The organism is Cupriavidus sp. 01L415, from assembly GCF_056400065.1.
Map to the genome: position 1 here is coordinate 298,364 of NZ_JBFTSP010000004.1, position 21,764 is coordinate 320,127.

Annotated in this window: 21 protein-coding genes; 5 read left to right on the forward strand and 16 right to left on the reverse strand. The window is 65.0% G+C overall.

Translation table 11 applies throughout. The features are described 5' to 3' along the window. Positions 1–12: 12 nt before the first annotated feature. Entirely contained in the window at positions 13–1,551 is a 1,539-nt protein-coding gene (gene ubiD / locus AC1DOX_RS11280) for a 4-hydroxy-3-polyprenylbenzoate decarboxylase (protein WP_477114016.1), read from the reverse strand. 642 nt (positions 1,552–2,193) lie between these two features. Between ubiD and AC1DOX_RS11285 the strand changes: the two genes are divergently transcribed. Beyond that, positions 2,194–3,255 (forward strand): lytic transglycosylase domain-containing protein, encoded by a 1,062-nt coding sequence (locus tag AC1DOX_RS11285; protein ID WP_441616056.1) that lies wholly within the window; start codon positions 2,194–2,196, stop codon positions 3,253–3,255. A gap of 134 nt (positions 3,256–3,389) precedes the next feature. Here AC1DOX_RS11285 and AC1DOX_RS11290 read toward each other — a convergent pair whose 3' ends face one another. The 4 genes from AC1DOX_RS11290 to ribBA form a co-directional block, all read right to left on the reverse strand. Beyond that, on the reverse strand, positions 3,390–4,571 hold the full coding sequence (locus AC1DOX_RS11290) for a pyridoxal phosphate-dependent aminotransferase (protein ID WP_441616058.1): 1,182 nt from the start codon (positions 4,569–4,571) through the stop codon (positions 3,390–3,392). Between the two features lie 144 nt (positions 4,572–4,715). Then, positions 4,716–5,231, reverse strand: coding sequence for a transcription antitermination factor NusB (gene nusB, locus AC1DOX_RS11295; protein ID WP_092134900.1), 516 nt, complete (start codon positions 5,229–5,231; stop codon positions 4,716–4,718). After that, positions 5,231–5,731, reverse strand: coding sequence for a 6,7-dimethyl-8-ribityllumazine synthase (gene ribH, locus AC1DOX_RS11300; protein WP_092134899.1), 501 nt, complete (start codon positions 5,729–5,731; stop codon positions 5,231–5,233). The genes nusB and ribH overlap by 1 nt, the downstream gene beginning before the upstream one ends. Before the next feature lie 70 nt (positions 5,732–5,801). After that, the gene (gene ribBA, locus AC1DOX_RS11305) at positions 5,802–6,917 is read right to left on the reverse strand and encodes a bifunctional 3,4-dihydroxy-2-butanone-4-phosphate synthase/GTP cyclohydrolase II (protein WP_092135471.1); all 1,116 of its coding nucleotides are present in this window, start codon (positions 6,915–6,917) and stop codon (positions 5,802–5,804) included. Between the two features lie 390 nt (positions 6,918–7,307). Between ribBA and AC1DOX_RS11310 the strand changes: the two genes are divergently transcribed. Genes AC1DOX_RS11310 through AC1DOX_RS11320 form a run of 3 tightly spaced genes read left to right on the forward strand, consistent with a single transcriptional unit; the run spans position 7,308 to position 10,873 of the window. After that, on the forward strand, positions 7,308–8,492 hold the full coding sequence (locus tag AC1DOX_RS11310; RefSeq protein WP_441616061.1) for a lipid-transfer protein: 1,185 nt from the start codon (positions 7,308–7,310) through the stop codon (positions 8,490–8,492). A gap of 14 nt (positions 8,493–8,506) precedes the next feature. After that, positions 8,507–9,547, forward strand: a complete 1,041-nt coding sequence (locus AC1DOX_RS11315) for a CaiB/BaiF CoA transferase family protein (protein WP_441616063.1) — start codon at positions 8,507–8,509, stop codon at positions 9,545–9,547. 48 nt (positions 9,548–9,595) lie between these two features. Then, positions 9,596–10,873 carry a serine hydrolase domain-containing protein gene (locus AC1DOX_RS11320; RefSeq protein ID WP_441616065.1) on the forward strand — a complete coding sequence of 426 codons (1,278 nt, stop codon included), beginning with the start codon at positions 9,596–9,598 and terminating at the stop codon, positions 10,871–10,873. Positions 10,874–10,936: 63 nt separating this feature from the next. On the opposite strand, the gene cynS is transcribed toward AC1DOX_RS11320, so the two are convergent. Continuing rightward, entirely contained in the window at positions 10,937–11,407 is a 471-nt protein-coding gene (cynS, locus tag AC1DOX_RS11325) for a cyanase (protein ID WP_441616067.1), read from the reverse strand. Between the two features lie 72 nt (positions 11,408–11,479). After that, complete coding sequence (locus AC1DOX_RS11330; RefSeq protein WP_441616069.1) at positions 11,480–12,139, reverse strand: carbonic anhydrase; 660 nt, start codon at positions 12,137–12,139, stop codon at positions 11,480–11,482. A 193-nt stretch (positions 12,140–12,332) separates the two neighbouring features. Between AC1DOX_RS11330 and AC1DOX_RS11335 the strand changes: the two genes are divergently transcribed. After that, on the forward strand, positions 12,333–12,512 hold the full coding sequence (locus AC1DOX_RS11335; RefSeq protein WP_441616071.1) for a hypothetical protein: 180 nt from the start codon (positions 12,333–12,335) through the stop codon (positions 12,510–12,512). Between the two features lie 221 nt (positions 12,513–12,733). Here AC1DOX_RS11335 and AC1DOX_RS11340 read toward each other — a convergent pair whose 3' ends face one another. The 9 genes from AC1DOX_RS11340 to AC1DOX_RS11380 form a co-directional block, all read right to left on the reverse strand. Continuing rightward, the gene (locus tag AC1DOX_RS11340) at positions 12,734–13,366 is read right to left on the reverse strand and encodes a riboflavin synthase (protein ID WP_441616073.1); all 633 of its coding nucleotides are present in this window, start codon (positions 13,364–13,366) and stop codon (positions 12,734–12,736) included. Between the two features lie 36 nt (positions 13,367–13,402). After that, a complete protein-coding gene (gene ribD / locus AC1DOX_RS11345; protein WP_441616075.1) occupies positions 13,403–14,524 on the reverse strand; it encodes a bifunctional diaminohydroxyphosphoribosylaminopyrimidine deaminase/5-amino-6-(5-phosphoribosylamino)uracil reductase RibD in 1,122 nt (373 codons plus the stop codon). A gap of 42 nt (positions 14,525–14,566) precedes the next feature. Further along, positions 14,567–15,109: a GspH/FimT family pseudopilin gene (locus tag AC1DOX_RS11350; RefSeq protein WP_441616077.1), complete on the reverse strand. Its 543-nt coding sequence runs from the start codon at positions 15,107–15,109 to the stop codon at positions 14,567–14,569. 1 nt (position 15,110) lies between these two features. Then, positions 15,111–15,635: a type IV pilin protein gene (locus AC1DOX_RS11355; RefSeq protein ID WP_441616079.1), complete on the reverse strand. Its 525-nt coding sequence runs from the start codon at positions 15,633–15,635 to the stop codon at positions 15,111–15,113. Between the two features lie 13 nt (positions 15,636–15,648). After that, on the reverse strand, positions 15,649–15,861 hold the full coding sequence (locus tag AC1DOX_RS11360) for a hypothetical protein (protein ID WP_441616081.1): 213 nt from the start codon (positions 15,859–15,861) through the stop codon (positions 15,649–15,651). Positions 15,862–15,936: 75 nt separating this feature from the next. Next, positions 15,937–16,356, reverse strand: coding sequence for a hypothetical protein (locus tag AC1DOX_RS11365; RefSeq protein WP_441616083.1), 420 nt, complete (start codon positions 16,354–16,356; stop codon positions 15,937–15,939). A gap of 503 nt (positions 16,357–16,859) precedes the next feature. Beyond that, the gene (locus AC1DOX_RS11370; protein WP_441616132.1) at positions 16,860–17,411 is read right to left on the reverse strand and encodes a GspH/FimT family pseudopilin; all 552 of its coding nucleotides are present in this window, start codon (positions 17,409–17,411) and stop codon (positions 16,860–16,862) included. 5 nt (positions 17,412–17,416) lie between these two features. Further along, positions 17,417–17,860 (reverse strand): type IV pilin protein, encoded by a 444-nt coding sequence (locus AC1DOX_RS11375; RefSeq protein WP_441616085.1) that lies wholly within the window; start codon positions 17,858–17,860, stop codon positions 17,417–17,419. A 16-nt stretch (positions 17,861–17,876) separates the two neighbouring features. Beyond that, a complete protein-coding gene (locus tag AC1DOX_RS11380) occupies positions 17,877–21,761 on the reverse strand; it encodes a pilus assembly protein (RefSeq protein ID WP_441616087.1) in 3,885 nt (1,294 codons plus the stop codon). Positions 21,762–21,764: the final 3 nt, after the last annotated feature.

The window sequence follows — 21,764 nt, forward strand, 5'->3', positions numbered from 1 at the left end:
CGGCCTGCGGCGTCACTTGCTGGCCGGACGGTCGAACAGGGTCTCCCAGAGGCCGTCCACGCGTGCCTTCACCGCCGCGTCCATGGTGATGGTGCGGCCCCATTCGCGCGTGGTTTCGCCGGGCCACTTGTCGGTGGCGTCGATACCCATCTTCGACCCGAGACCGGATACCGGCGAGGCGAAGTCGAGGTAGTCGATCGGCGTGTTGTCGACCAGGACGGTGTCCCGGCTGGGGTCGACGCGCGTGGTGATCGCCCAGATGACTTCCTTCCAGTCACGCACGTCCACATCGTCATCCACCACGACGATGAACTTCGTGTACATGAACTGGCGCAGGAAGCTCCAGACGCCGAACATCACGCGCTTGGCATGGCCGGCGTACTGCTTCTTCATGCGAACCACGGCCATGCGGTAGCTGCAGCCTTCCGGCGGCAGGTAGAAGTCCGTGATCTCGGGAAACTGCTTCTGCAGCAGCGGCACGAAGACCTCGTTCAGTGCCACGCCCAGTACGGCGGGCTCGTCGGGCGGCTTGCCGGTATAGGTGGAGTGATAGATCGGGTCGCGCCGCATGGTGATGCGGTCGATCGTGAAGACCGGGAACCAGTCCTGTTCGTTGTAATAGCCGGTGTGATCGCCGAATGGGCCTTCCAGCGCGTGCTGGTAGCCGGAGGGATGGCCCGGGTCGGGCTGGATATGGCCTTCCAGGACGATTTCCGCGGACGCCGGCACGGACAGCTCGGAAAGCGTCGGTGTGATGCAGCCGGCCAGGGCGGTGCGGCTGCCGCGCAGCAGGCCGGCGAACTGATATTCGGACAGCGTGTCGGGCACCGGCGTCACGGCGCCGAGGATCGTGGCCGGGTCCGCGCCCAGCGCCACGGCGATCGGAAACGGCTGGCCCGGGTTGGCCAATGCGTGCTCGCGGAAGTCCAGCGCGCCGCCGCGATGGGTCAGCCAGCGCATGATGACCTGGTTGCGGCCGATGACCTGCTGTCGATAGATGCCCAGGTTCTGGCGCTTCTTGTGCGGGCCCTTCGTGACGACGAGACCCCATGTGATCAGCGGCGCCGCGTCGCCGGGCCAGCAGGTCTGGATCGGCAGCCGCGCCAGGTCGACGTCGTTGCCTTCCCAGACGATCTCCTGGCAGGCCGGGCTGCTGACGCGCTTGGGCGCCATGTCCCATACGGACTTGACGAGGGTAAAGAGCTTGCCGGCCTCGCGCAGGCCGCGCGGCGGCTCCGGCTCCTTCAGCGCCGACAGCACGCGGCCGATGTCGCGGAGGTCCCCCATCGACTCCGCCCCCATGCCCATCGCCACCCTCTGTGTCGTCCCGAACAGATTGGCGAGGACGGGCACCTTATAGATAGTGTCAGTCGCGGGTCCGCCTGGTTCCTTGCGTGGATGCTCGAACAGGACCGCCGGGCCGTTGGCGCGCAGGAGGCGGTCGCAAATCTCGGTCATCTCCAGGTTTGGAGACACCGGCGCGGCAATGCGTTTGAGCTCACCGAGCCCTTCCAGTTGGCCGATGAAATCGCGCAAGTCTTTGTATTGCATAGTGAAATCGATTGGAAATGTGGCGTCGCGCCAATTCGGGGAGAGTCGCTGGGATGTGTGTGACGATACACACGCAGCCTCATCGGCGCAAAAAAATCGTGCCTGACTGCATCTGGAAATTGTAAATATTCCGCGCTTCCGGAGGGGTGGCCCACAGGGCGGGAGCCTAGGCAGGCGCTACGATTCGGGGGTCCGACGTGACCCGGACGGTACGTAAATGCCCTTGTTACATATTTCTAAAAGTAGTTAATAGAAAACTCTTAATGCTTGACGGGTTATAAAAGGGTTCCTACAATCCGTTCTGCTCTGTGGGATGTTGCGTCGCAGCATGTCTTTTTGCCCTCTGTCAAGAGGGATTGCAGAAAAAAGACGTGGATGCCAATCCCCACATGACCATCATCAAGCGGCCCGCAAGACGGGCCCGATACGTGGTCCTCTGGCGAGAGCCGGAGTGTAGTGAGTCTTAGTGGCAGGGTGCGTTTCCCCAAGAGCGTACCCTGTTTCTCGTTGGGCGCATGGGGAGCGCCCGCCAACAGATGCTGGACACCCCTGCTAGGTGGCGCAGCATCCTTACTTGAGTACGTTGAAATCGGGCAAGCGCAGTTGTCGGGCGCGCGCGGCGAGCAGCGGATGGAGGTAAGTATGAGCGGTTGGAAAACCCTTCATCTTCCCGGCGTCGGGCGGGCATTGCAGGTCCGCTTCAGACAACCGGTTCCCGGTGTGAGCCGCGCGCTTCAAATGCGCCTGGCCCATCCGGTTGCGGGCCGCGCCTTGCTGCGTGGTGGCCGCACAACCTTGAAATACACCCTGAACAGTCTCGGGGTCCTGTCGGTGGCCGCAGCGGTCACCCTGACCGTCAGCCAGCAATGGCGGACATCGCTCGCCGGAGTACTGGCCGGCAAGGAAGCGCCGGCCGTGCTGATGGACGCCGCCATGCCTGCTGCCCATGCCAGCAGCGGCGTGCCGCCGTTCTCGGCCGATGTGGCGGCCGCGCGTCTGAACCACGGCACCTCGGGCTTGCCCACGGTGTCTGGCGTGGATGAGTGGGGCGGTTCGTCCGCCGGCAAGGTGCCGTCGGTCGCGCACCTGGCCGCACAGATTCCGGTCCAGCGCGTGGCGCTGGATGCCCGCAACACGGCTGCCCTGGGCTCCGCCCGTGAGCAGGCCGCCGTGGCCGACTACATCGCCCGCAAGTACCGCGTGGCGGCGCAGGCCACCACACAACTCGTGAAGGCGGCCTACATGACTGGCCGCGAGGTTGGCATCGATCCGCTGCTGATCCTGGGCGTGATCGCCATCGAGTCCAGCTTCAACCCCTACGCGGAAAGCGGTGTGGGTGCGCAAGGGCTGATGCAGGTCATGACCAAGGTCCACCAGGACAAGTACGAGGCCGTGGGCGGCGTGGCTGCCGCACTGAACCCGTATGCCAACATCAAGATCGGCGCGCTGGTCCTGAAGGATTGCATTGCGCGTGCTGGCTCGATCGAGGGTGGCCTGAAGTACTACGTGGGCGCCACGACCAACACGGACGGCGGCTACGGCGCCAAGGTTCTGGCCGAGCGTGCCCGTCTGCGTCAGTTGCTGGGCCTGCCCGCCGTGGAGGCAGCGACCAAGGCGACTGCTGCCGATGGCAAGACCCAGGCCGAGCATCGCCAGGGTACAGAGAAGCTGGAAGCGGCCGGAAACACGGCGCAGGCTGCCTGATCGCGGCTTCCTGATGGCGGCACCGAGCGGCGCCGAGCGGCACCGTCAGCGCCCATGCAAAAGAGCACCCCTCGGGGTGCTCTTTGCGTTTGTGCGTTCGGGCGTTTGTGCCGGGTGCGTGTTTCGATCCGCGATCAGCGGAGGAAATGGTGGAGCCGATGCATCGCCTCCTCGATGTTTTCCATCGCTGTCGCGTAGGAGATCCGCATATAGTCGCGCGCCGTATGCGGGCCGAAGTCCGTGCCCGGCACCATCACCACGCCCGCATCGTGAAGGATCGCCTGCGTCAGGCGGTCCGCATCGCCGGCGAACGGGTGATTCACGTGACGACAGTCGGCATAAACATAGAAGGCACCATCCGGCTTGACCGGCACGCGCAGTCCGAGCGCCTCCAGCGCGGGCACGATGGCGTCGCGCCGGCGGCGGAATTCCGCCTTGCGTTCGTCGTAGATCGCCAGGGCCTCCGGTGTGAAGCAGGCCAGCGCGGCATGCTGGGCCACGGCGGAAGCACAGATGAACAGGTTCTGCGCCACCTTCTCGAATGCCGGCACCAGCGCGTCCGGCACCACCAGCCACCCCAGCCGCCAGCCGGTCATGTTGAAGTACTTGGAGAAGCTGTTGACGGTCACGACGTTGTCGTCGAGAGACAGTGCCGACACCGGTGGCGCGTCATATGACAGCCCCTGGTAGATCTCGTCGAGGATGGCAAATCCGTTGCGCCGGCGGACTTCGGCCAGGATCGCCTTGAGCTCGTCCGGCAGGATCGACGTGCCGGTCGGGTTGGACGGCGAAGCCAGCAGCACGCCGCGCGTATCCGGGCCCCAGTTGGCGGACACCTGGGCGGCCGTCAGCTGAAAGCGCTCGGCGGGCCCGCTCGGGATCATCCTGGCGCGCCCATCGAATGCCGCCACGAAATGGCGATTGCATGGGTAGCTCGGGTCCGGCATGAGGACTTCGGCGCCGATTTCCACCAGCACGGCGCAGGCCAGCAGCAGGGCGCCAGACGCCCCGGCGGTGACAATCACGCGGCGCTCGGGGACGTCGATCCCGTAGGCCGTCTTGTAGTAGCCGGCGATTGCCTCGCGCAGCGCGTGGATGCCGAGCGCGCCCGTGTACTGCGTCACGCCGCGCCGCATGGCGGCTTCTGCAGCATGGATGACCGGCGCGGCGGCCGTGAAGTCCGGCTCGCCAATGCCCATATGGATGATGTGGCGCCCGGCGCGTTCGAGTTCGGCCGCCTGCTTGGCCAGCTCCATCACGTGGAAGGCGTCGATGTTGGCAAGGCGGGAGGCGGTAGCAAGGCGCTGGAGGTCCATGGCAGTCAGGGCTGGGCCATCAAGAGGGTTGGGCGTGGCCCGGTGGGGTCACGCGAAAATAAAAACACCCGCCGGGGCGGGTGTCATGCCGGCAACCGGCGTCACGCGGCGACGCCGGTCGGCGGATGCATCTGCCGGTTCGCGTCAGCGACGGGCGGCGACTTCCGGGGCGCGCACCTGGGCGGCCAGCTTGTCGAGCACGCCGTTGACGTACTTGTAGCCTTCCACGCCGCCAAAGGTCTTGGTCAGCTCGACGGCTTCGTTGATCACGACCTTGTACGGAATATCCAGGCAGTGCACGAGCTCGAAGCTGCCCACCAGCAGCGCGGCGCGCTCCACCGGGGACAGTTCGTTCACGGTGCGATCCAGGAAGGGTTCGAAGGCAGCCGTCAGGCGGGCTTCCTCGCGCACGGCGCCATTGAGCAGCGCGTCGAAGTGCTCGCGGTCGGCCTTGTTGAAGCCTTGTGCGTCATGCAGGTGGGCCTGGATCGCGCCGATATCGTTGCGATTCAGCAGCCACTGGTACAGGCCCTGCAAGGCCAGCTCGCGAGACCGGCGGCGCGCGCTCTTGGGCGGGGCCTTCGGCTCGGTACGGGGCTTGGCGCCGGCCGGCTTGCCGCCAGCGTCACCCGTGTCGCCCGTGTCGGTGGCGTCACTCATCATTCTTCCTCATCTTCATCGTCACCTTCCTGGCCGCGCAGCGAATCCAGCGCGACGACCAGGTTGGCCATTTCCACCGCCGCGCGGGCGCAGTCGCGGCCCTTCTCGCGGGTGCGGGCATGGGCCTGCGCGTCCGTGTCCACGGTCAGGATGCCGTTGGCGATGGGCACGTTGAAATCCAGGCTCACACGGCTGATGCCGGCGCCGGACTCGTTCGAGACCAGCTCGAAGTGGTAGGTTTCGCCACGCACCACCGCGCCGAGCGCGACCAGCGCGTCGAACTGGCCGCTCTCGGCCATCTTCTGCAGCGCCAGCGGGATTTCCAGCGCGCCCGGGACGGTCACCACGAGCGTGTCTTCGCCTTCCACGCCAAGTTTTTCCAGCTCGGCCACGCAGGCCTCGCGCAGCTCGTCGCAGACGGGCTCGTTGAAGCGTCCCTGCACAATGCCGATGCGCAGGCCTTCACCTTCGAGGTTGCTGGGGTAGAAGCCGTGATCCATTGTCATTTCTCCAGTTGTTCGGGGAGGCAGTCCGGTGCACCCGGGCTGCCTGTTGTATTCAGTCGCGCATTCAGTCGCAGTTCGATTCGCCATCCATCGGCTGGCAGCCGGTGACCTCGAGGTCGTAGCCGGTCATGCTGGGCATCTTCTGCGGAGACCCCAGCACGCGCATCTTGCCCACGCCGATGTCGCGCAGGATCTGGGCGCCCATGCCGTACGTGCGCAGGTCCGGCTTGCGGCGCGGACGGCTTTGCGGCGCGTCCAGCGCGGCGAATTGCGAGAACAGCTGATCGGCCGAATCGCCGCAGTTCAGCAGCACCATCACGCCTTGCTCGGCGCCGTGCAGCACTTCCAGCGCGGCCGGCACGCTCCACGAGTGCGTGGTGCGCGACGATTCCAGCAAGTCCAGCACCGACAGGGGCTCGTGCACGCGGACCAGCGTCTCGCGATCCGGGCGCGGCTGGCCCTTGACCAGCGCCAGGTGGGCGCGGCCCGTAGGCTTGTCGCGATACACCACGCTGTGGAACGTGCCCCACGGCGTCTGCATGTCGCGCTCGCCCACGCGTTCGATGATGCTTTCGGTGCGGCTGCGATAGTGAATCAGGTCCGCGATGGTGCCGATCTTGAGGTTGTGCTCGCGCGCGAACTCGATCAGGTCCGGCAGGCGTGCCATCGTGCCGTCGTCCTTCATGATTTCGCAGATCACCGAGGCAGGCGTCAGGCCAGCCAGGGTGCCGAGGTCGCAGCCGGCCTCGGTATGGCCCGCGCGGATCAGCACGCCGCCGGGTTGTGCCGTCAGCGGGAAGATGTGGCCCGGTTGGACCAGGTCGGTGGCCTTGGCGTCACGGGCCACGGCAGCCTGCACGGTACGCGCGCGGTCGGCTGCGGAGATGCCGGTGGTCACGCCTTCGGCCGCCTCGATCGACACCGTGAAGTTGGTGCCATGCACGGTGCCGTTGCGGGACACCATCGGGTACAGCTCGAGCTGGCGGCAACGCTCGGCGGTCAGCGTCAGGCAGATCAGGCCACGGCCATACTTGGCCATGAAATTGATGGCTTCCGGCGTCACGAAGTCGGCCGCCAGCACCAGGTCGCCCTCGTTCTCGCGGTCTTCCTCGTCGACGAGGATGACCATGCGGCCGGCACGAATGTCGGCAATGATGTCTTCAGTACGGGCGATAGTCATGGCTGGGGCGACGATTGACGAATTTTGGAAACGGCGGATGGCGCGATCGGCGGGCAGGGCCGGCGGCAGGTGAAGCAAAGCCGGCGAAATCAAGGCCGCTATTGTACGCCAAGCGACCGCATTCCGGCCCGCCAGCCTCGGGGGGCAGGTGGGAACCACGACCGGTGTGTGGTGCCTTATAGGGCACTTGGCGGCTTGGATCGCCGGGCATGTGACTGGTACGCTTACCATAGCGAAAACGTGTCTCCCGCAGACGCGACAACAACAATCCAGGAGATCCCCCCATGCCGGTGCCAGTCGTGCCCATGCCCGCGTCCGTGCCGTCCGTGCCAGCACCGGGCAGGCGGCTCCCGTTCACGCCCCTCCAATCCAGATCCTCAGGAGTCCGCGATGCATCGTGATGTGCTTGTGGCCGGTGTCGGCATGATCCCTTTCAGCAAGCCGGGGGCGCATGCGCCGTATCCGGAGATGGCGGCAGTGGCGACACGCGCCGCGCTGGCGGACGCCGGCATCGGCTATGACGACGTGCAACAGGCCTACGTTGGCTATGTCTACGGCGATTCCACTTCCGGCCAGCGCGCCCTGTACGACGTCGGCATGACTGGCATTCCGATCGTCAACGTCAACAACAATTGCTCGACCGGTTCCACGGCGTTGTTCCTGGCTCGCCAGGCGGTTGCCAGCGGCGCGGCAGACTGTGTGCTGGCGCTCGGGTTCGAGCACATGAGCCCGGGCGCGCTGGGCGAGGTGTTCAAGGATCGGCCGAGCCCGTTCGAGCGCTTCGAGAACGCCGCGTCCGACCTGGTGGGCGACGTGGATGTGCCGCTGGCCCTTCGCTACTTCGGTGGCGCGGGACTGGCGCACATGCGCGAATTCGGCACGCAGTTGTCCACCTTCGCCAGGATCCGCGCCAAGGCCAGCCGGCACGCGGCGAACAACCCGCTGGCGCTGTTTCGCACACCGGTGACGGAGGACGAGGTGATGAACGCGCCGGTGCTGTGGCCGGGCGTGATGACGCGGCTGATGGCATGCCCGCCGACGTGCGGCGCCGCGGCGGCCGTGATCTGTTCGCCCGCGTTTGCCGACCGCCATGGCTTGCGGGTGCCGGTCCGCATCCGCGCGCAGGCGATGACCACGGATCGCCCCGCGACGTTCGAGGCGCGCGACATGCGCGAGGTGGTGGGATTCGGCATGGCGCGTGACGCCGCGCGGCAAGTGTACGAAGCAGCGGGCATCGGGCCGGAAGACCTGGACGTGATCGAGTTGCACGATTGCTTTGCCCAGAACGAGTTGATCACCTATGAGGCGCTGGGCCTGTGCCCGGTGGGCGGCGCCGAGAAATTTGTCTGCGATGGCGACAACACCTACAGGGGCAAGTTCGTGACAAATCCCTCGGGCGGTCTGCTTAGCAAGGGGCATCCGTTGGGCGCCACGGGACTGGCCCAATGCTTCGAGTTGACTCATCAGTTGCGCGGGACGGCGGACAAGCGGCAGGTGGAAGGCGCACGGCTGGCGCTGCAGCACAACCTGGGTCTCGGCGGCGCCTGCGTCGTCACGCTGTACGAACGCCTGTGAAGGAGCCAGTCACCATGACGCCGCCACTGCAGGGAATCCGCATCGTCGAATTCGAAGGGCTCGGCCCGGGGCCGCTGGCCGGCCGGATGCTGGCCGACATGGGCGCCGAGGTCATCGTGATCTCCCGCCGGCAAAAGGTTGCCGTGGCCGAAACGCTGGGCGGGAACAAGGACAGCCCGCTGCGCCGCGGCAAGACGATCGTGCCGCTGGACCTGAAACAGGAAGGTGGACTTGCCGAGGCGCGTGCGCTGGTGGCCGGCGCTGACGCGCTGATCGAAGGCAATCGCCCCGGTGTGATGGAGCGGCTTGGCCTCGGCCCGGCCGATTGTGCCGCGCTGAACCCGAAGCTGGTGTACGGCCGCATGACGGGCTGGGGCCAGACCGGGCCGCTGGCCCAGACAGCCGGACACGACCTGAACTACGTGGCGCTGACGGGCATGTTGTCGCTGTCCGCGCGGCCGGGCGAGCCGCCCATCATTCCGCCGACAGTGGTGGGCGACGCAGGTGGCGCGCTGGGCCTGGCCTTCGGCATCGCTTGCGCCTTGCTCGACGCGCGGGCGAGCGGCCGGGGCCGCGTGGTGGACGGGGCAATCGTGGATATGGTGGCGATGCTCGGCAGCATCGCGCTATGGGTGCGCAACAACGGCCAGCTCGACGGCCCCACGCCGAGCCCGTTCCACCAGTCGCCGTTCTATGACGTGTATGCGTGCGCCGACGGCGGTTTCATCACGATCGGCGCGCTCGAGCCGCAGTTCTATGCGTTGCTGCTGGAGAAGCTTGGCATGGACGATGTCGATCCGACCGCGCAATACGATCATGCGACGTGGCCAGCCTTGAAGCAGCGCTTTACGGCGCTGTTCGGGAGCCAGCCGCGCGCGCATTGGGATGCATTGCTGGCCGGCGCGGATGTCTGCTATGCGCCGGTGCTCAGCATTGCCGAGGCGGTAGCGCATCCGCACAACGTGGCGCGCGGCATCTTTACTGCGCAGGCCGACGGGTCGCTCGACGCAGCGGCGGCGCCGAGGTTCGAGTCGACACCCGCATCCCGGCCCTGAAATTCCTTTCCCTAAACTCTTCTCCCTGAATCGACACGATCCCCCGCCATGAATGACTCGCGCGCATTTGCACGGACGCTTCTTCTGGTAACGGCTTCGGTTGCTGTTTCTGTCGCCGCACTGTTTGCCGCGCCGGCCCGCGCGGCCCCGGACGAGGACAAGCTTGGCAAGGCACGGGGATATCCCGTGGGCAGCCTCCAGACTTACTTCTTTGACGAGTCGGTGCGCGTCGGATCGTTCTCGGCGCAGGCCGAGATCCCCGGCATCAGGATGCATGAGCTTGCCGCGAGCGCAGCGCCCATGCCGTTGCCGCACAGCGCCAGCGAACCAGACATTCGCTGGGACGTGGACCAGCTCAGACGGCTGACGGTGGACGACTATTTGTCCCGACAGCGCATCATGGGTCTGCTGATCATCAAGGACGGTGTGATACAGGTCGAGCGATACCAGTACGACCGCAAGCCGTCGCAGCGCTTCCTGTCCCAATCGATGGCCAAGTCGATCACGTCACTGGCCATCGGCTATGCGCTGCAGGAGGGCAAGATTGCATCGCTGGATGACAACGCGGAGCGCTATGACCCGCAGCTCTCGGGGACGCTGTACGGCGGCACTTCGATCCGCAATCTCCTTCGGATGGCTTCCGGCGCACGCTTTACCGAGAACTACGATGGCCACGACGACGCCGCACGATTCAGCGCGGCTGCCGCTCGCCATGGCGTGGAGGCGGCGGCGAGGCTCATCACCGAGCGGGAAGTGCCGCAGGGCACCCGCTTCTCCTATTCCGGTGCCCAGACCGATGTGCTGGCAGCCGTGCTGCGTGGTGCCACGGGAATGTCGCTCAGCGAGTACCTGACCACCCGGCTGTGGCAGGCCGTGGGCGCCGAGACGACAGCACTGTGGCGCGTGGACTCGACCGGGCTGGAGATTGCCGCAGGAAATTTCAATGCAACGCTGCGCGACTATGGCCGCCTTGGGATCGTCTTGGCCAATGACGGGGTGCGACCCGACGACCCGCAGCGCAAGGCCGTCATCCCGCGCGACTATCTGCTGGAAGCCACGGACTGGCATCGCTTTCCGGAAGCCTTCCAGCCTCGCAAGGCGACGCCGTACTTTGGATATGGCTACCAGTTCTGGGTCTACCCGGGGGAGACGCGGCGCTTTGCCCTGCTTGGCGTGTACGGGCAGATGATCCTGGTCGACCCGGAACTCAAGCTTGTGGTGGTGCAGACGGCGGCGAATGCCACCGCGAAGGCGGGCCAGACCACGCTGGCTCGGGAAGCGGATGCATTCTGGCGTGGTGTGGTGCGGTACTACGGCAGTTGGTAACTGGTAGCTGGTGGCTGGCCGCGCGCCACCGCTAGCCAGCCGGCGGCGCGGAGAACCATGAGCTCAGAAAGGCTTGGTGGGGAGGTACTTTCCGTCCAGGGTGATGACGGCGCGCTCACCGCCCTCGGGGTCAGGCACTTTCTTGATGTCGAGCTTGAAGTTGATGGCGCTGATGATGCCGTCGCCAAACATCTCATGTACCAGCGCCTTCAACGTGGACCCGTAGATCTGCACCATTTCATAGAAGCGATAGATGGTGGGGTCGGTGGGAACGCCCCCCGGGATGCTACCGCGCACTGGAATGGTCTGCAGCAGTCGGGTCGCCTCTTCGTCCAGTCCGAGCTTGTCGGCAACGACGCGCGCCGCATCCGCGGGGAGAGGATGTTGGCCCAGGAGCGCTGCCGTGACGAAGGCCAGGCTCAGGCCCGTTCCCTCATTGATTTGTGCAAACGACATGTCTTTACGGACCTTGGCGTCGAGAATGATGTCGGACAGTGCCAGGCGCGGAACCGGGCTGTATTGGGATTGCGTCATGATGAAATTCCTGTGTAAGTCGTGGATGGACGAGGTTGAAGCGAACTGCAGGGTGAGGCAGAGGTGGCGCGGTCAGGCGGCCTGCGCGAGCGGGCGGGAAGCAGGGGCTACCTGGGAGTGATCCGCCAGCGGCTGAAAACGCTTGCCGGCACTGTCGAGCGCGTCGATCCGGCCGGTGGCGATGTCATATATCCAGCCGTGCAAGGTCAGCTTGCCTTGCTCGATGGCGCGGGCAACGGAAGGGTGGGTCTTGATGTTGGCGAGCTGTGCGATGACGTTCTCGCGGACCATGCCGTCCACGCGATCCCTGACGGAGCTGTGTGCGTGGCCTTCATTGACGGCGCGCGCGGCATCGGCGTGCCTGAGCCAGCCTGCGACTGCCGGCATATGGTCCAGGCACTTGCAGGTGGCCACTGCGGTCATGGCGCCACAATCGGAGTGACCGCAGACCACGATGTCCGTGACGCCGAGGCCGGCCACGGCGTATTCGACAGTGGCCGATACCCCGCCCGCCTGGCTGCCGTGGGCCGGAACAATGTTGCCCGCATTGCGAATCACGAACAGGTCACCGGGTTCGCGCTGCGTGAGCAGCTCCGGCACGACACGGCTATCGGAGCAGGCAATGAACAGCGTGCTCGGATTCTGGTGAGTGGCCAGCCGCTGGAATAGTTCGGAACGTTGTGGGTAGGCGTCGCGCTGGAACTTGAGTACGCCGTCGATAATGTCTTTCATCCAGTGCTCCTTTGTCTTGTGTCACGAGTCGATGGAAGAAGCATGGACGGACTTGCCCGGCGGGTCCAAGACCGGTTCGTTATCCTTTTCATAGCTACCGCAAATAGTTCGGAGCCATGCCTTTGCGCCACATCCGCGATTTCCTGGCGGTTGCCGAGGCCATTAACTTCGCCTCGAGATGCCGCAGGAGCAGATGGAGCTCTTGCCCTTGTTGGGCGAAGATGAAATCGAACTTGGGGTTGACTCGCACGAAGTGCGATTGCCGGAGATCGACGCGTTGCCGCTATTGCGTGAGGAGATGGCGCTTGTGGCGGGAGCCGTCCGGAATCTCCGCGGACATGAGCAGGAAGATGGAAGCTGCAATGCCGGGTGAGCTGCCCCTGGCGTTGCTCACGCGCGAACTTGCCACCAGGTGTGATGCGAAGTGGGGGACGTCGGGAAGGCGTAGACCAGATGGACTGACCTGATGGATCCGCCGAATGACATATGCCTGCGCGGAAGGCGCAGGCATATCGTCATGAAACCCGTCTCGATGTGCGGGCTGGCGGTAGCTCCCGCCAGCTATCGGTAGACGGTGAGGGTGCTGAAATTCGCTTAAATCGACGGCTGGGGCGCGTCGGCGGATGCCGACAGCATCCGCTCCACGTACCGCGCGATCAGGTCGATCTCCAGGTTCACGCGCGCGCCAGCCTTCAGTTCGTTGAGTGTGGTGACTTCCACGGTGTGGGGGATCAGGTTGATCGAGAATACGCAGCCGTCAGCTTCGTCGCTGACGCTGTTGACCGTCAGCGACACGCCATTCACCACCACGGAACCCTTGTAGGCCAGAAAGCGGCCCAGTTCACGCGGCGCACGGATGCGCAGTTCATGCGATTCGCCTACCGGTGCGAAGCGCACCACCTCGCCCAGCCCATCGACGTGCCCCGACACCAGATGACCGCCAAGTCGATCCGCCAGCCGCAGCGCCTTTTCGAGGTTGACGCGTCCGGCCTTGTCGAGGCCGGCAGTCTTGTCCAGCGACTCGCGTGAGACATCCACGTCAAAATGGCCGGCGCCCATCGCCACGACGGTCATGCAGGCGCCCTGAATAGCGATGCTGTCGCCGATGATCACATCGGTCAGGTCCAGGTCGCCGGCCGCGACGCGCAGGCGCATGCCTGCGTTGGCGTCGCCCAGCGGCGAGACGGATTCGATACGGCCAACGGCCGCCACAATGCCAGTGAACATGCTTGCCTCGTATTTCGGATGTTGTTCCAGATATCGTCAATGCTTGCTGTTGCCGCGGCGGGCAATCAGCCGGAGGTCGTCGCCAATCTGGCGCACCTCGTGCCAATGGAATGTCGCCGCGTCCTCGAGTCTGGCGAGCGGCGGCAGGTTGAACATGCCCTGCGCATCGCCGAGCAGCCTTGGTGCCAGGTAGATCAGCAACTCGTCCGCACAGCCTTCGCGGATCAGGGAGCCGTTGAGCTTGAAGCCGGCTTCCACATGCAGTTCGTTGATGCCGCGCTTGCCCAGTTCCTCCAGCATGCGGCGCAATTCCACCTTGCCGTGCGGATTGGGCAGGATCACGACCTCGACGCCGCGTTCTTCGAGCGCACGCTGGCGGGCCTTGTCCTCGACCGCGCCGAACACCAGCACGGGTTTGGCGAAGTCGCCGGTGTCCCGATGCAGGATCTGGGCATCGAGAGGGACTTCCAGCCGGGAGTCCACCAGCACGCGCTGCGGCTGGCGGGGTGTGGGAATGGCACGCACCGTGAGTGCCGGATTGTCGTCGCGCACGGTGCCGATGCCAGTCAGGATGGCGCAGGCCCGTGCGCGCCACGCATGGCCATCGTCGCGGGCGGCCTGGCCAGTGATCCACTGGCTGGTGCCGTCGTGCAGCGCAGTGCCGCCGTCAAGGGACGCGGCCACTTTCACCCGAACCCACGGCAGGCCGCGGGTCATGCGCGAGACAAAGCCGATGTTCAGGTCACGCGCCTCTTTTTCCAGCAGGCCACAGCGCACATCGATGCCCGCATCGCGCAGGCGTTGCAGACCCCGGCCGGATACTGACGGATTGGGATCTTCCATGGCCGCCACGACGCGGGCAATGCCGGCGCGGGCCAGCGCATCGGCGCAGGGCGGCGTACGGCCGAAGTGGCTGCAGGGTTCCAGCGTGACGTAGGCCGTGGCGCCGGCGGGATCATGCCCTCGCGCAATGGCGTCCTTCATCGCCTGGATCTCGGCGTGATCCTGTCCGGCGGGTTGCGTGTAGCCCTGGCCGATCACCTGTCCGTCCTTCATGAGCACGCAGCCAACGCGTGGGTTGGGCGTGGTCGTGAACATGCCGCGCGCGGCGAGCGCGAGGGCCTGTTCCATGGCAGTGTGATCGGCGTCGGAAAACATGGGCGTGGCGATTTGGGCCGTAAGGTGAGGGTGGCGGTGCGGTCAGTCGCAGTCGACATCGGTGCCGGGGCGGCAAATCCGGATGCGCCCCTGGGCGCCAAGCCTGACTTGCCGCAGCGCACCGTGGCAGCGCACCTGGAACGTGGCAGCGAAAAACCCGCCCTGTTCAGAGCGAGAGTATCCCACAGCTGTCAGTCTGAGCGTGGGCGGGCCCGCGGCCCCCCCGGTGCCGCGTAGGCTGATATGCAGGCAGGGCTGGTCCAGGGTGACGACAGCGAATGGGGGCGACGCGAGATCATCGGGTGCGGATGGTCCGGGCGCCGCGACGAGCTGCCAGCCGCGGTCGAAGCTCTCGGCCCCGGTGGGCGGCTGCAACAGGACTTCCACGCGCCGGCTGGCGGCGGTGGTGCGCGCCAGCGCCAGGGAGCCGGCCAGCCGGTCCGCAGCATGGGAAACCGTATAGACCGCCGGGGCATCGCGCATCAGCGGCCATGCCGTGCCGGTCAGGATGGCAGCCACGGCAAGCGCCACCAGCAACTCCGGGAGCGCAATGCCACGAGGGAATGTGTCAGCTTGTGCCTTCATTTCAGCACTCCGGGGGCAGATGAACGGGCTCACCGCCACTGGCGGGCAGGGAAAGCCACTCGCCGTAACTGCGCAGCACCAGCGAGCCGCAGCGCAGGTCGGGCGAAACCGGCGTCGCGCGAACCTCCACACATCGGGAAAGATCCATCCCTGCGCAACTGGTGGCCGTCAGCCAGTGGCGCGGCGTAGCTGGAGGCGGCGGAACGGGCTTGGGCCAGTGTCCGGCAGGCGTCGAATTGTCTGACGCGCTGGCGAATGTCAACGCAGCCAACGCATGTTGTTCGAGCGCCAGCATCGTCGCGACGAGTTCCGCTCGTGCCTGCATGCGCCACCCGCGCTGCAGGCGCTGCTGCCATGCTGGCAGGGCCGCCAGCGTCAGCACGGCGGCAATGGCGAGTGACACCATCAATTCAATCAGGCTGAAGCCGCAGGTGGACTGAGGTAACCCAGGACGTAATCTGGGCAACGAGTCGGGCAACGGGTCGGGCAGCAATTCGGGCAACGAGGCGGACGACGGGTCGAACAATGAGCGCGATGCATCACAGCGGTGTCCGGATCAGTTCGCGCCAGCCAAGACGTCCGCGTCGGCGGGTCATGCGTGCCTGCTGAAGGAGATGCGAGCTGTCGCCATCGAGTCGCCAGACAGAGACCTCGTAGACATCGAGTCGCCCGACGCCGGGTGATGTGTCCGGTCCTTGCGAGACACGCGACAGCGTGACGACAGGCGTTCCCTGGCTGTGGTCGAACGGCAAGCCGGTGATCGCGTGCGAGGGTGAGCCGTCCTGCGCGGCGACGATGACGGATTCCCCAGTGGCGGCATCGATCAGCTAGCTTCGGGCGCGGCCGTCCGGCGTGCGCGTGGTGAACGCGAGGTGGACTGGATTGGCCATCTGCAATTCGGCGACTTGCTCACCGGGGTGAGGCAAGTCCAGCGTCCATCCGGTGTCATCGGCGGAAGCACGACGCGCGGGCCCGCGCAGAACAACCCCTTCTCCAGCTGGTGGCGCGTCAATCTGGCGCGGCGCGCCGGAGGCCGACTGCTGATCCGGAATCGCGGACAACTCGCCGCCGGTGCCATACACCACCAATGGCCCTGAGGCCGTGACGACAACGATCGGAGGTTCGTCGCCCGCGCCCGTCGCCGAACGTTGCCGATAGAGGATGCCCGGATGCCAGTGAAACCTGTGTGGAGATCCTGCCAGCCTGACGCACCAATTGCGCAATGACAGCCAGCGCGCGATGTCCACGCTCTTCCATCAGGATGCTGTCCGCGACAGCTGCGTAGGCATTCCGGACGACGAGAAAACAAGCGGGCCAGCGATGCCACGATGGCGAGCGCCATGCCGACCATCATGCCGGTCAGCGTAAAGCCGCAGGCGCGGGTCCTGGCCCTCATGGCTTCACCCACAGCGCGATGTATGCCGTGGCGAGGGACATACCCGGGGGCCCTCTTTGTCGTACTGCGGATCGGCCCGGCGAGTGCGATGCGCGTGCCCGGCGCGCAGTGTGGCGGATGTTCGCCGGATGCGGCATCCACCACATCGCAAAGGCGGGCATGCCGCCCATCGCCGTTTACCATCGGCGATGATTCGGACGCTGTCTCAGCCCGCTCCGCCGCCACTCGTATCGCGAGTGGCAACGCGCCAAGCCCGACAAGGGCCACGCACAGCAAGGGGAGCGGGCCGCGTGCTGTCGCGCTAGCGGTAGATGGCACGACGGCTCAGCCGCGCCCTCAGCCGGCATGCGAGCATCAAGGCATGGCGCAGGTAGTTGTGTCCACGTCGGGATTGCACACGCGCGAGCGGCCCAACAGGCTGACTTCCACGACGCGTCTGGAGGTGCCGATCTGGAAGCCCGCTGTCATGGACATCTGTGCCTTGTCTGCGTTCTGGGAATAGCCGACCGGCGAGAAGGTAATGTAGTTCAGGCCCGCGGGAGTGCTGACATCTGTGATGATGACGTCTGTCGGCAACTTTTCGTACACGCCGATGAGCTTCTCGGTGTTCTCATAAGTGCCATTGGGCGTTGCGCCCTCGGAGAAGACTCTCCAGCCGCTGCTCCAATTGCTGCCATCCATCGGCGCCACGGTGACATAGCTGTTGGTGGCGGCAGCAATCGACCGGGCCTTGGTGACGGCCGTGCTGAAGCTGTCCGCGACGGTCAGCGCGCGATGATTACGCATGAAATTTGCCATGCTGGGAACGGCAAAACCTACCAGCACGACGCCGACTGCCATCGTGGTGATCAGCTCCAGCAGCGTGAAGCCGCGCGGACGCAGGGTCGTGGGTCGATTTGCACGCATGATGATCACCAGCAGTTAGGGACGGTTGTCGGCGTGGTGCCGCTGATGATCGCGAGCTTCTCACCCGTGCTGCGATAGACCAGCGTGCCGCAGGTGGCGTCCGCGCTCCTTGGCGCCGCCTGCAGTTCGATACATTGACCCGTATTGCCGCAATCGACCGCCCGGATCGTGTACTTGCCGCTGGTGGCGTTGTCGCCGGAGTATGGCTTGTAGCCGTTCCAGACCGTGGTCGTGCCAGCGGAAAAATACGTGTTGACCTGCGAGTAATGGCGCTCGAACAGTTGCATGTTCTCCATCAGCGATGCCTTGGCCTCGGTGCGCCGTCCTTTCAGGATGAACTCCTGATAGGACGGGTACGCGAAGGCGCTCAGGATGCCGATGATGGCAACCGTGACCATCATCTCGGCAAGTGTGAAGCCGCGATGACGATTGGATAAGCGTGGTGTCATGGCAGTCCTCTGCGGATCAGTTGGGTATCTTGAAGTTGCGGACTTCGCGCCAGGTCAGCCGGCCCGGGCGCGACTTCGACATTGTCGAGGGCGACGTCGTGGCTGCGCCCGACGTGCCGAAGCCGATCACCTGGGTCGTCGTCGTCTGTGGCAAGCCACCAATGGAGCCCCGATCTCCCACCACAACGTTGGTGATGATGATCGACGGTGCTCCCAGCAGACCGATCGACGAGAGGTAGCCGGAAACGCCAGTGGTGGGCATGCCGGTCAGCGTGTTCAGCGCGTAGCTGCGGCTGCCGCCCGCCGTACCGCAGGTGCCGGTCGCGGTGTAGATCGAGTTGAAATACACCAGGCCGCCCGATACCACGGCCGCCGTGATCTGGCGCTCGGTCGGGTCGAGGAAGTCAATGACCCAGCCCGGCTTGCGCGGGGCGACATAACCAGGTGCCGCCGTGCTGCCGCTGAACGCGATCGACTTGCCGTTGTCGGTGGAGGTCAGCGTCAACTGATTCAACTGGCTGCGGTTGCTGACGAAATTGGTGCCGTTGCTATCGTAGATGCCATAGAACGAGTTGGATTGCGTCGCGTTGGTGTTGGTATCCGCCAGTTCGTAGTACTTGCCGGTCCCGAAGAGCACCATGTATCCGCCCGGTGCGTAGACCACCTGCGGCTGCATGGTGATCGGCTGGCGCACGCCACTGGTCGAGGTCGCCACGAACAGCGGTCGGCCCGGCGTGCCGCCGTAGACGGGCAGGGCGCCGTTGGTATTGCCGTTCCAGGTGGAGGGCAGGCCAGACACCACGAACTTCCAGAGGTTGCCCTGAAGATCCCCCGCGTATAGGGCGGTGGCACTGCCGTTCGTCGCGGTAATCATCGCCGGCGTGCTCAGGCCGTTGGCCGATGTGTACGGCGGCGTGGCGGAAGGGGAGGGCGTGACGATCTTCCAGTAGTTGCCGTTCAGCGACCAGCCCGTGCCCGGTGCCTTGTCCAGCGACAGGATGAACAGCACACCCGGCGCGCGATCGTTGGCGGCGCCGTCTGCCTGGTTGGAGTTCAGGCCATTGCCGACAATCACAAACCACTTGTAGACGGGCAGGTTGCTGCTGTCGGTCCCGGTCTGCAGCTTGGCGATCACCGGCGTGCCCATGACGTTGCCCATGTCGGCGTCGTCCTTGTCGGTGAATTCCCAGATCACGTTGGATGCGCCAAAAGCGGATCCGCTGCGGCTGCCGGTCGGGTCGGTGACATCCAGCGCGTAGACGCCCTGGGCGCCACCGCCGAAACCCCCAGTCAACACCGACTTCCAGGTGCCGCCGATCTGCGCTTCGGAAATGACCGGCGTGGCGTCTACGTAAGCGCGGTGTACATACGTGGGCGAGGTCAGCTGGTTCAGGTTCCCCATCACGGCATTCGGCACATAGGCGAACACTTCATCGCCCGTGGTGGCGTTGAATCCGTGCAGCATGCCATCGTTGGCGCCGACGTAGACCATCGGCGTCCGGGTGACGTAGGTCGACAGGAAATTCGAGTAGCCGGTGCCGTAGCGCGAGGTGGACGGAGCGCCCACGTACGCGGGGCCGGAATTGATGATGTCGCCGAATACCGTCTTGCGGGCACGGAAGATGCCGCCATTGCCCAGGGCGTCTCCTTCCTGGCTGCGGTCGCCGCGCAGGTAGTCCACGCGCTGCTGGCCACGGCCGTCGCTGGTGCCGGTACCCGGGTTGAGGTTCAGGGCGTCCTGCTGAGCCTTGCCGAGGTTAGACCAGGCGAAAGCCGCCCCCGTGTTGGTCGTACTGCTGGTGGTGAAGATTGAGCGCGTGGAGAAGGTCTTGGTGGCCAGGCGAGAACTCGCTTCCCATACTTGCGTGGAAGAGATTGACACGGTGCCGTCGGATGCCTTGATCAGCGGATATGCGGTCAGCTTGCCGTTCCATTGCTGGTCAAAGCCGGGCGTGTAGACATACTCGTTCTGGATGATCCGGCTGCTGCTCAGCGCCACACCGGAAAGCGTGCCGGCCGAGCTGGTGATCTGCGTGAAGATCTGCTTGATCGCACTGATCATCTTTGCTGGCTGGCTGGCCAGGAACCAATTGGAGGGGATGCCCGAGCCTGTCGGTGCTGCTTCCCACTCCGTATTGTTCGTGACCACCGTACCGCCGGTCCCCAGCGTCTTGAAGGGGTTGCCATCCTTGTTGCCGCCGTCGGTGGTTTCCTCCTTGAAGCCGCCGTACTTGGCGGCCAGGAAGATCTGGCTCTGCTTCTGCGTATCGCCCACCGTGCCATTGCCGTTTTCGTTCACGTCGATGCCGAACGTCGTGACACGCGCTTCAGGCATTGTCGGGCGGAACGCCGAGGTATGGGCCCAGTAGGCCACGCCAGCCATGTAGTACGTCGAGTTCGAGGAGGTCGGGTGGTTTTTCGTGCCCAGGCTGGTAAATGCCGAGCCGAGCGGATTCGAGTTGCCGGCCGCGGGCGTATTCGTTTCCAACGCGCCAACCCTGTTGGTCCAGTCCACCACGTCGAAGTTGCTCCACGTGTCCTTGGGGCGCGCCGGATCGCCCTGATTGGCGATCGAATTGCCGGGGATGTAGTGGTCCTGGTGGGTGTTGATGTCGCCGATCGTCAGGACATAGTTGCGCTGGCAGCTATTGAGCATCGGATCGGTATCCCACGTGGTGTACACGGGGAAATTGTCAGCGTATGCGGTGGTCAGGTTGCCGACCGCCTCCGGCGTCGGGCCGTTCGGGTGGAACTGCAGGTAGCGGATGCTTTCGTAATACAGCTCGCCCAAGGGGTCGAAGGTCTTGTAGGCGCCCAGCGGATTGTCCGTCGGCTGACCCAGGTTCGTGACCATCGTGCGGCCGAACTTGTTCAGGTAATTGATGACGCCACTGTTGCTGTTTGTCGTGATGTTCAGCGGATTTTGCAGCAGCACGCCATACGTATCCCATTCCTTCGCGGGGTTCGTGATCGTGTTCAGCGACGTGTTGACTGCGTTGTCGCCCACATACTTCATCGGCGCGCGCAGCACGCCACCGTAGCGTTCGTTCTGCGGCTTGGAGGTGTCTTTGGTGCCGTCGTTCAGGTAGCCGAAGGCAGCAAAGCGCACGCGGTCCGCATTGCGCTGCATTTCGCCGACGGGCTTGTAGTTGGTGCCGTCATAGCTGTAGCAGAGGTCGGTGCGCGTGGTGGCTTCGCTGCTGTCGCAGACCTGGACCTGGACACGGAAGCCGCGGCGCTCGGTGACGGCGCCGTTCTTGGTGACATCCGCATACTTGCCCAGGCTGGCGCATGTCGCCGTGCCGTCGGCATCCGAGAAGAAGATGTGATTGCCGCAAGATGCCATGTACAGGGTGGAGTACTTGAATGGCGTCACCTTGCTGGGCGCGCTGTTCGTACCGCCCCCGTTGATGCTCTTGAGCGGGAAATAGCTACCGCTCTTGAAGAAGTCCCCTTGCAACAACGCGCGCTGGAGCACGGTCTGCGTGCGGCTGTCGATCACGCGGTCACCGCCCGTCATGGCCAGGCGAAGTTCGTCAATTGCCGACGAGGCCGCCCAGTTCATGAAGTTGCCGCTGAAGTCTCCCGAGCATTCGTGCGTATCGCTGGTGGCGTTGCCAGAGATCTTGAAATAACCGTTCGTCGCGTCGTACGTGTAGCACTTCGTGTTGTTGAAGTAACCCAGGTACGCGGCGCTCTTGTCGTAGGCCCCGCGATAGGCCGCACCGGTCGTGGGGAATTCCACGGACAGGGTCAGCATCAGGTTCGGGTGGATGTTCTGAGACTGGCCGTAAAGCGGCGTCGACGAGATGGATACGGTCGGCACGCTGGCCGGCGCGGCGGCCAGCATCACGCTCCACAGCATGGCGCACACTGGCGCCAGACGTTGAATGATCTTCATGAA

Coding starts and splice junctions, on each gene's coding strand:
- ribH (WP_092134899.1), bottom strand. CDS start 5,731: ATGGATCACGGCTTCTACCCCAGCAACCTCGAAGGTGAAGGCCTGCGC.
- AC1DOX_RS11330 (WP_441616069.1), bottom strand. CDS start 12,139: ATGAAAGACATTATCGACGGCGTACTCAAGTTCCAGCGCGACGCCTAC.
- AC1DOX_RS11285 (WP_441616056.1), top strand. CDS start 2,194: ATGAGCGGTTGGAAAACCCTTCATCTTCCCGGCGTCGGGCGGGCATTG.
- AC1DOX_RS11320 (WP_441616065.1), top strand. CDS start 9,596: ATGAATGACTCGCGCGCATTTGCACGGACGCTTCTTCTGGTAACGGCT.
- AC1DOX_RS11375 (WP_441616085.1), bottom strand. CDS start 17,860: ATGACACCACGCTTATCCAATCGTCATCGCGGCTTCACACTTGCCGAG.
- AC1DOX_RS11335 (WP_441616071.1), top strand. CDS start 12,333: ATGGAGCTCTTGCCCTTGTTGGGCGAAGATGAAATCGAACTTGGGGTT.
- AC1DOX_RS11310 (WP_441616061.1), top strand. CDS start 7,308: ATGCATCGTGATGTGCTTGTGGCCGGTGTCGGCATGATCCCTTTCAGC.
- ribD (WP_441616075.1), bottom strand. CDS start 14,524: ATGTTTTCCGACGCCGATCACACTGCCATGGAACAGGCCCTCGCGCTC.
- cynS (WP_441616067.1), bottom strand. CDS start 11,407: ATGACGCAATCCCAATACAGCCCGGTTCCGCGCCTGGCACTGTCCGAC.
- ubiD (WP_477114016.1), bottom strand. CDS start 1,551: ATGCAATACAAAGACTTGCGCGATTTCATCGGCCAACTGGAAGGGCTC.
- AC1DOX_RS11340 (WP_441616073.1), bottom strand. CDS start 13,366: ATGTTCACTGGCATTGTGGCGGCCGTTGGCCGTATCGAATCCGTCTCG.
- ribBA (WP_092135471.1), bottom strand. CDS start 6,917: ATGACTATCGCCCGTACTGAAGACATCATTGCCGACATTCGTGCCGGC.
- AC1DOX_RS11290 (WP_441616058.1), bottom strand. CDS start 4,571: ATGGACCTCCAGCGCCTTGCTACCGCCTCCCGCCTTGCCAACATCGAC.
- AC1DOX_RS11370 (WP_441616132.1), bottom strand. CDS start 17,411: ATGCGTGCAAATCGACCCACGACCCTGCGTCCGCGCGGCTTCACGCTG.
- nusB (WP_092134900.1), bottom strand. CDS start 5,231: ATGAGTGACGCCACCGACACGGGCGACACGGGTGACGCTGGCGGCAAG.
- AC1DOX_RS11380 (WP_441616087.1), bottom strand. CDS start 21,761: ATGAAGATCATTCAACGTCTGGCGCCAGTGTGCGCCATGCTGTGGAGC.
- AC1DOX_RS11315 (WP_441616063.1), top strand. CDS start 8,507: ATGACGCCGCCACTGCAGGGAATCCGCATCGTCGAATTCGAAGGGCTC.
- AC1DOX_RS11350 (WP_441616077.1), bottom strand. CDS start 15,109: ATGAAGGCACAAGCTGACACATTCCCTCGTGGCATTGCGCTCCCGGAG.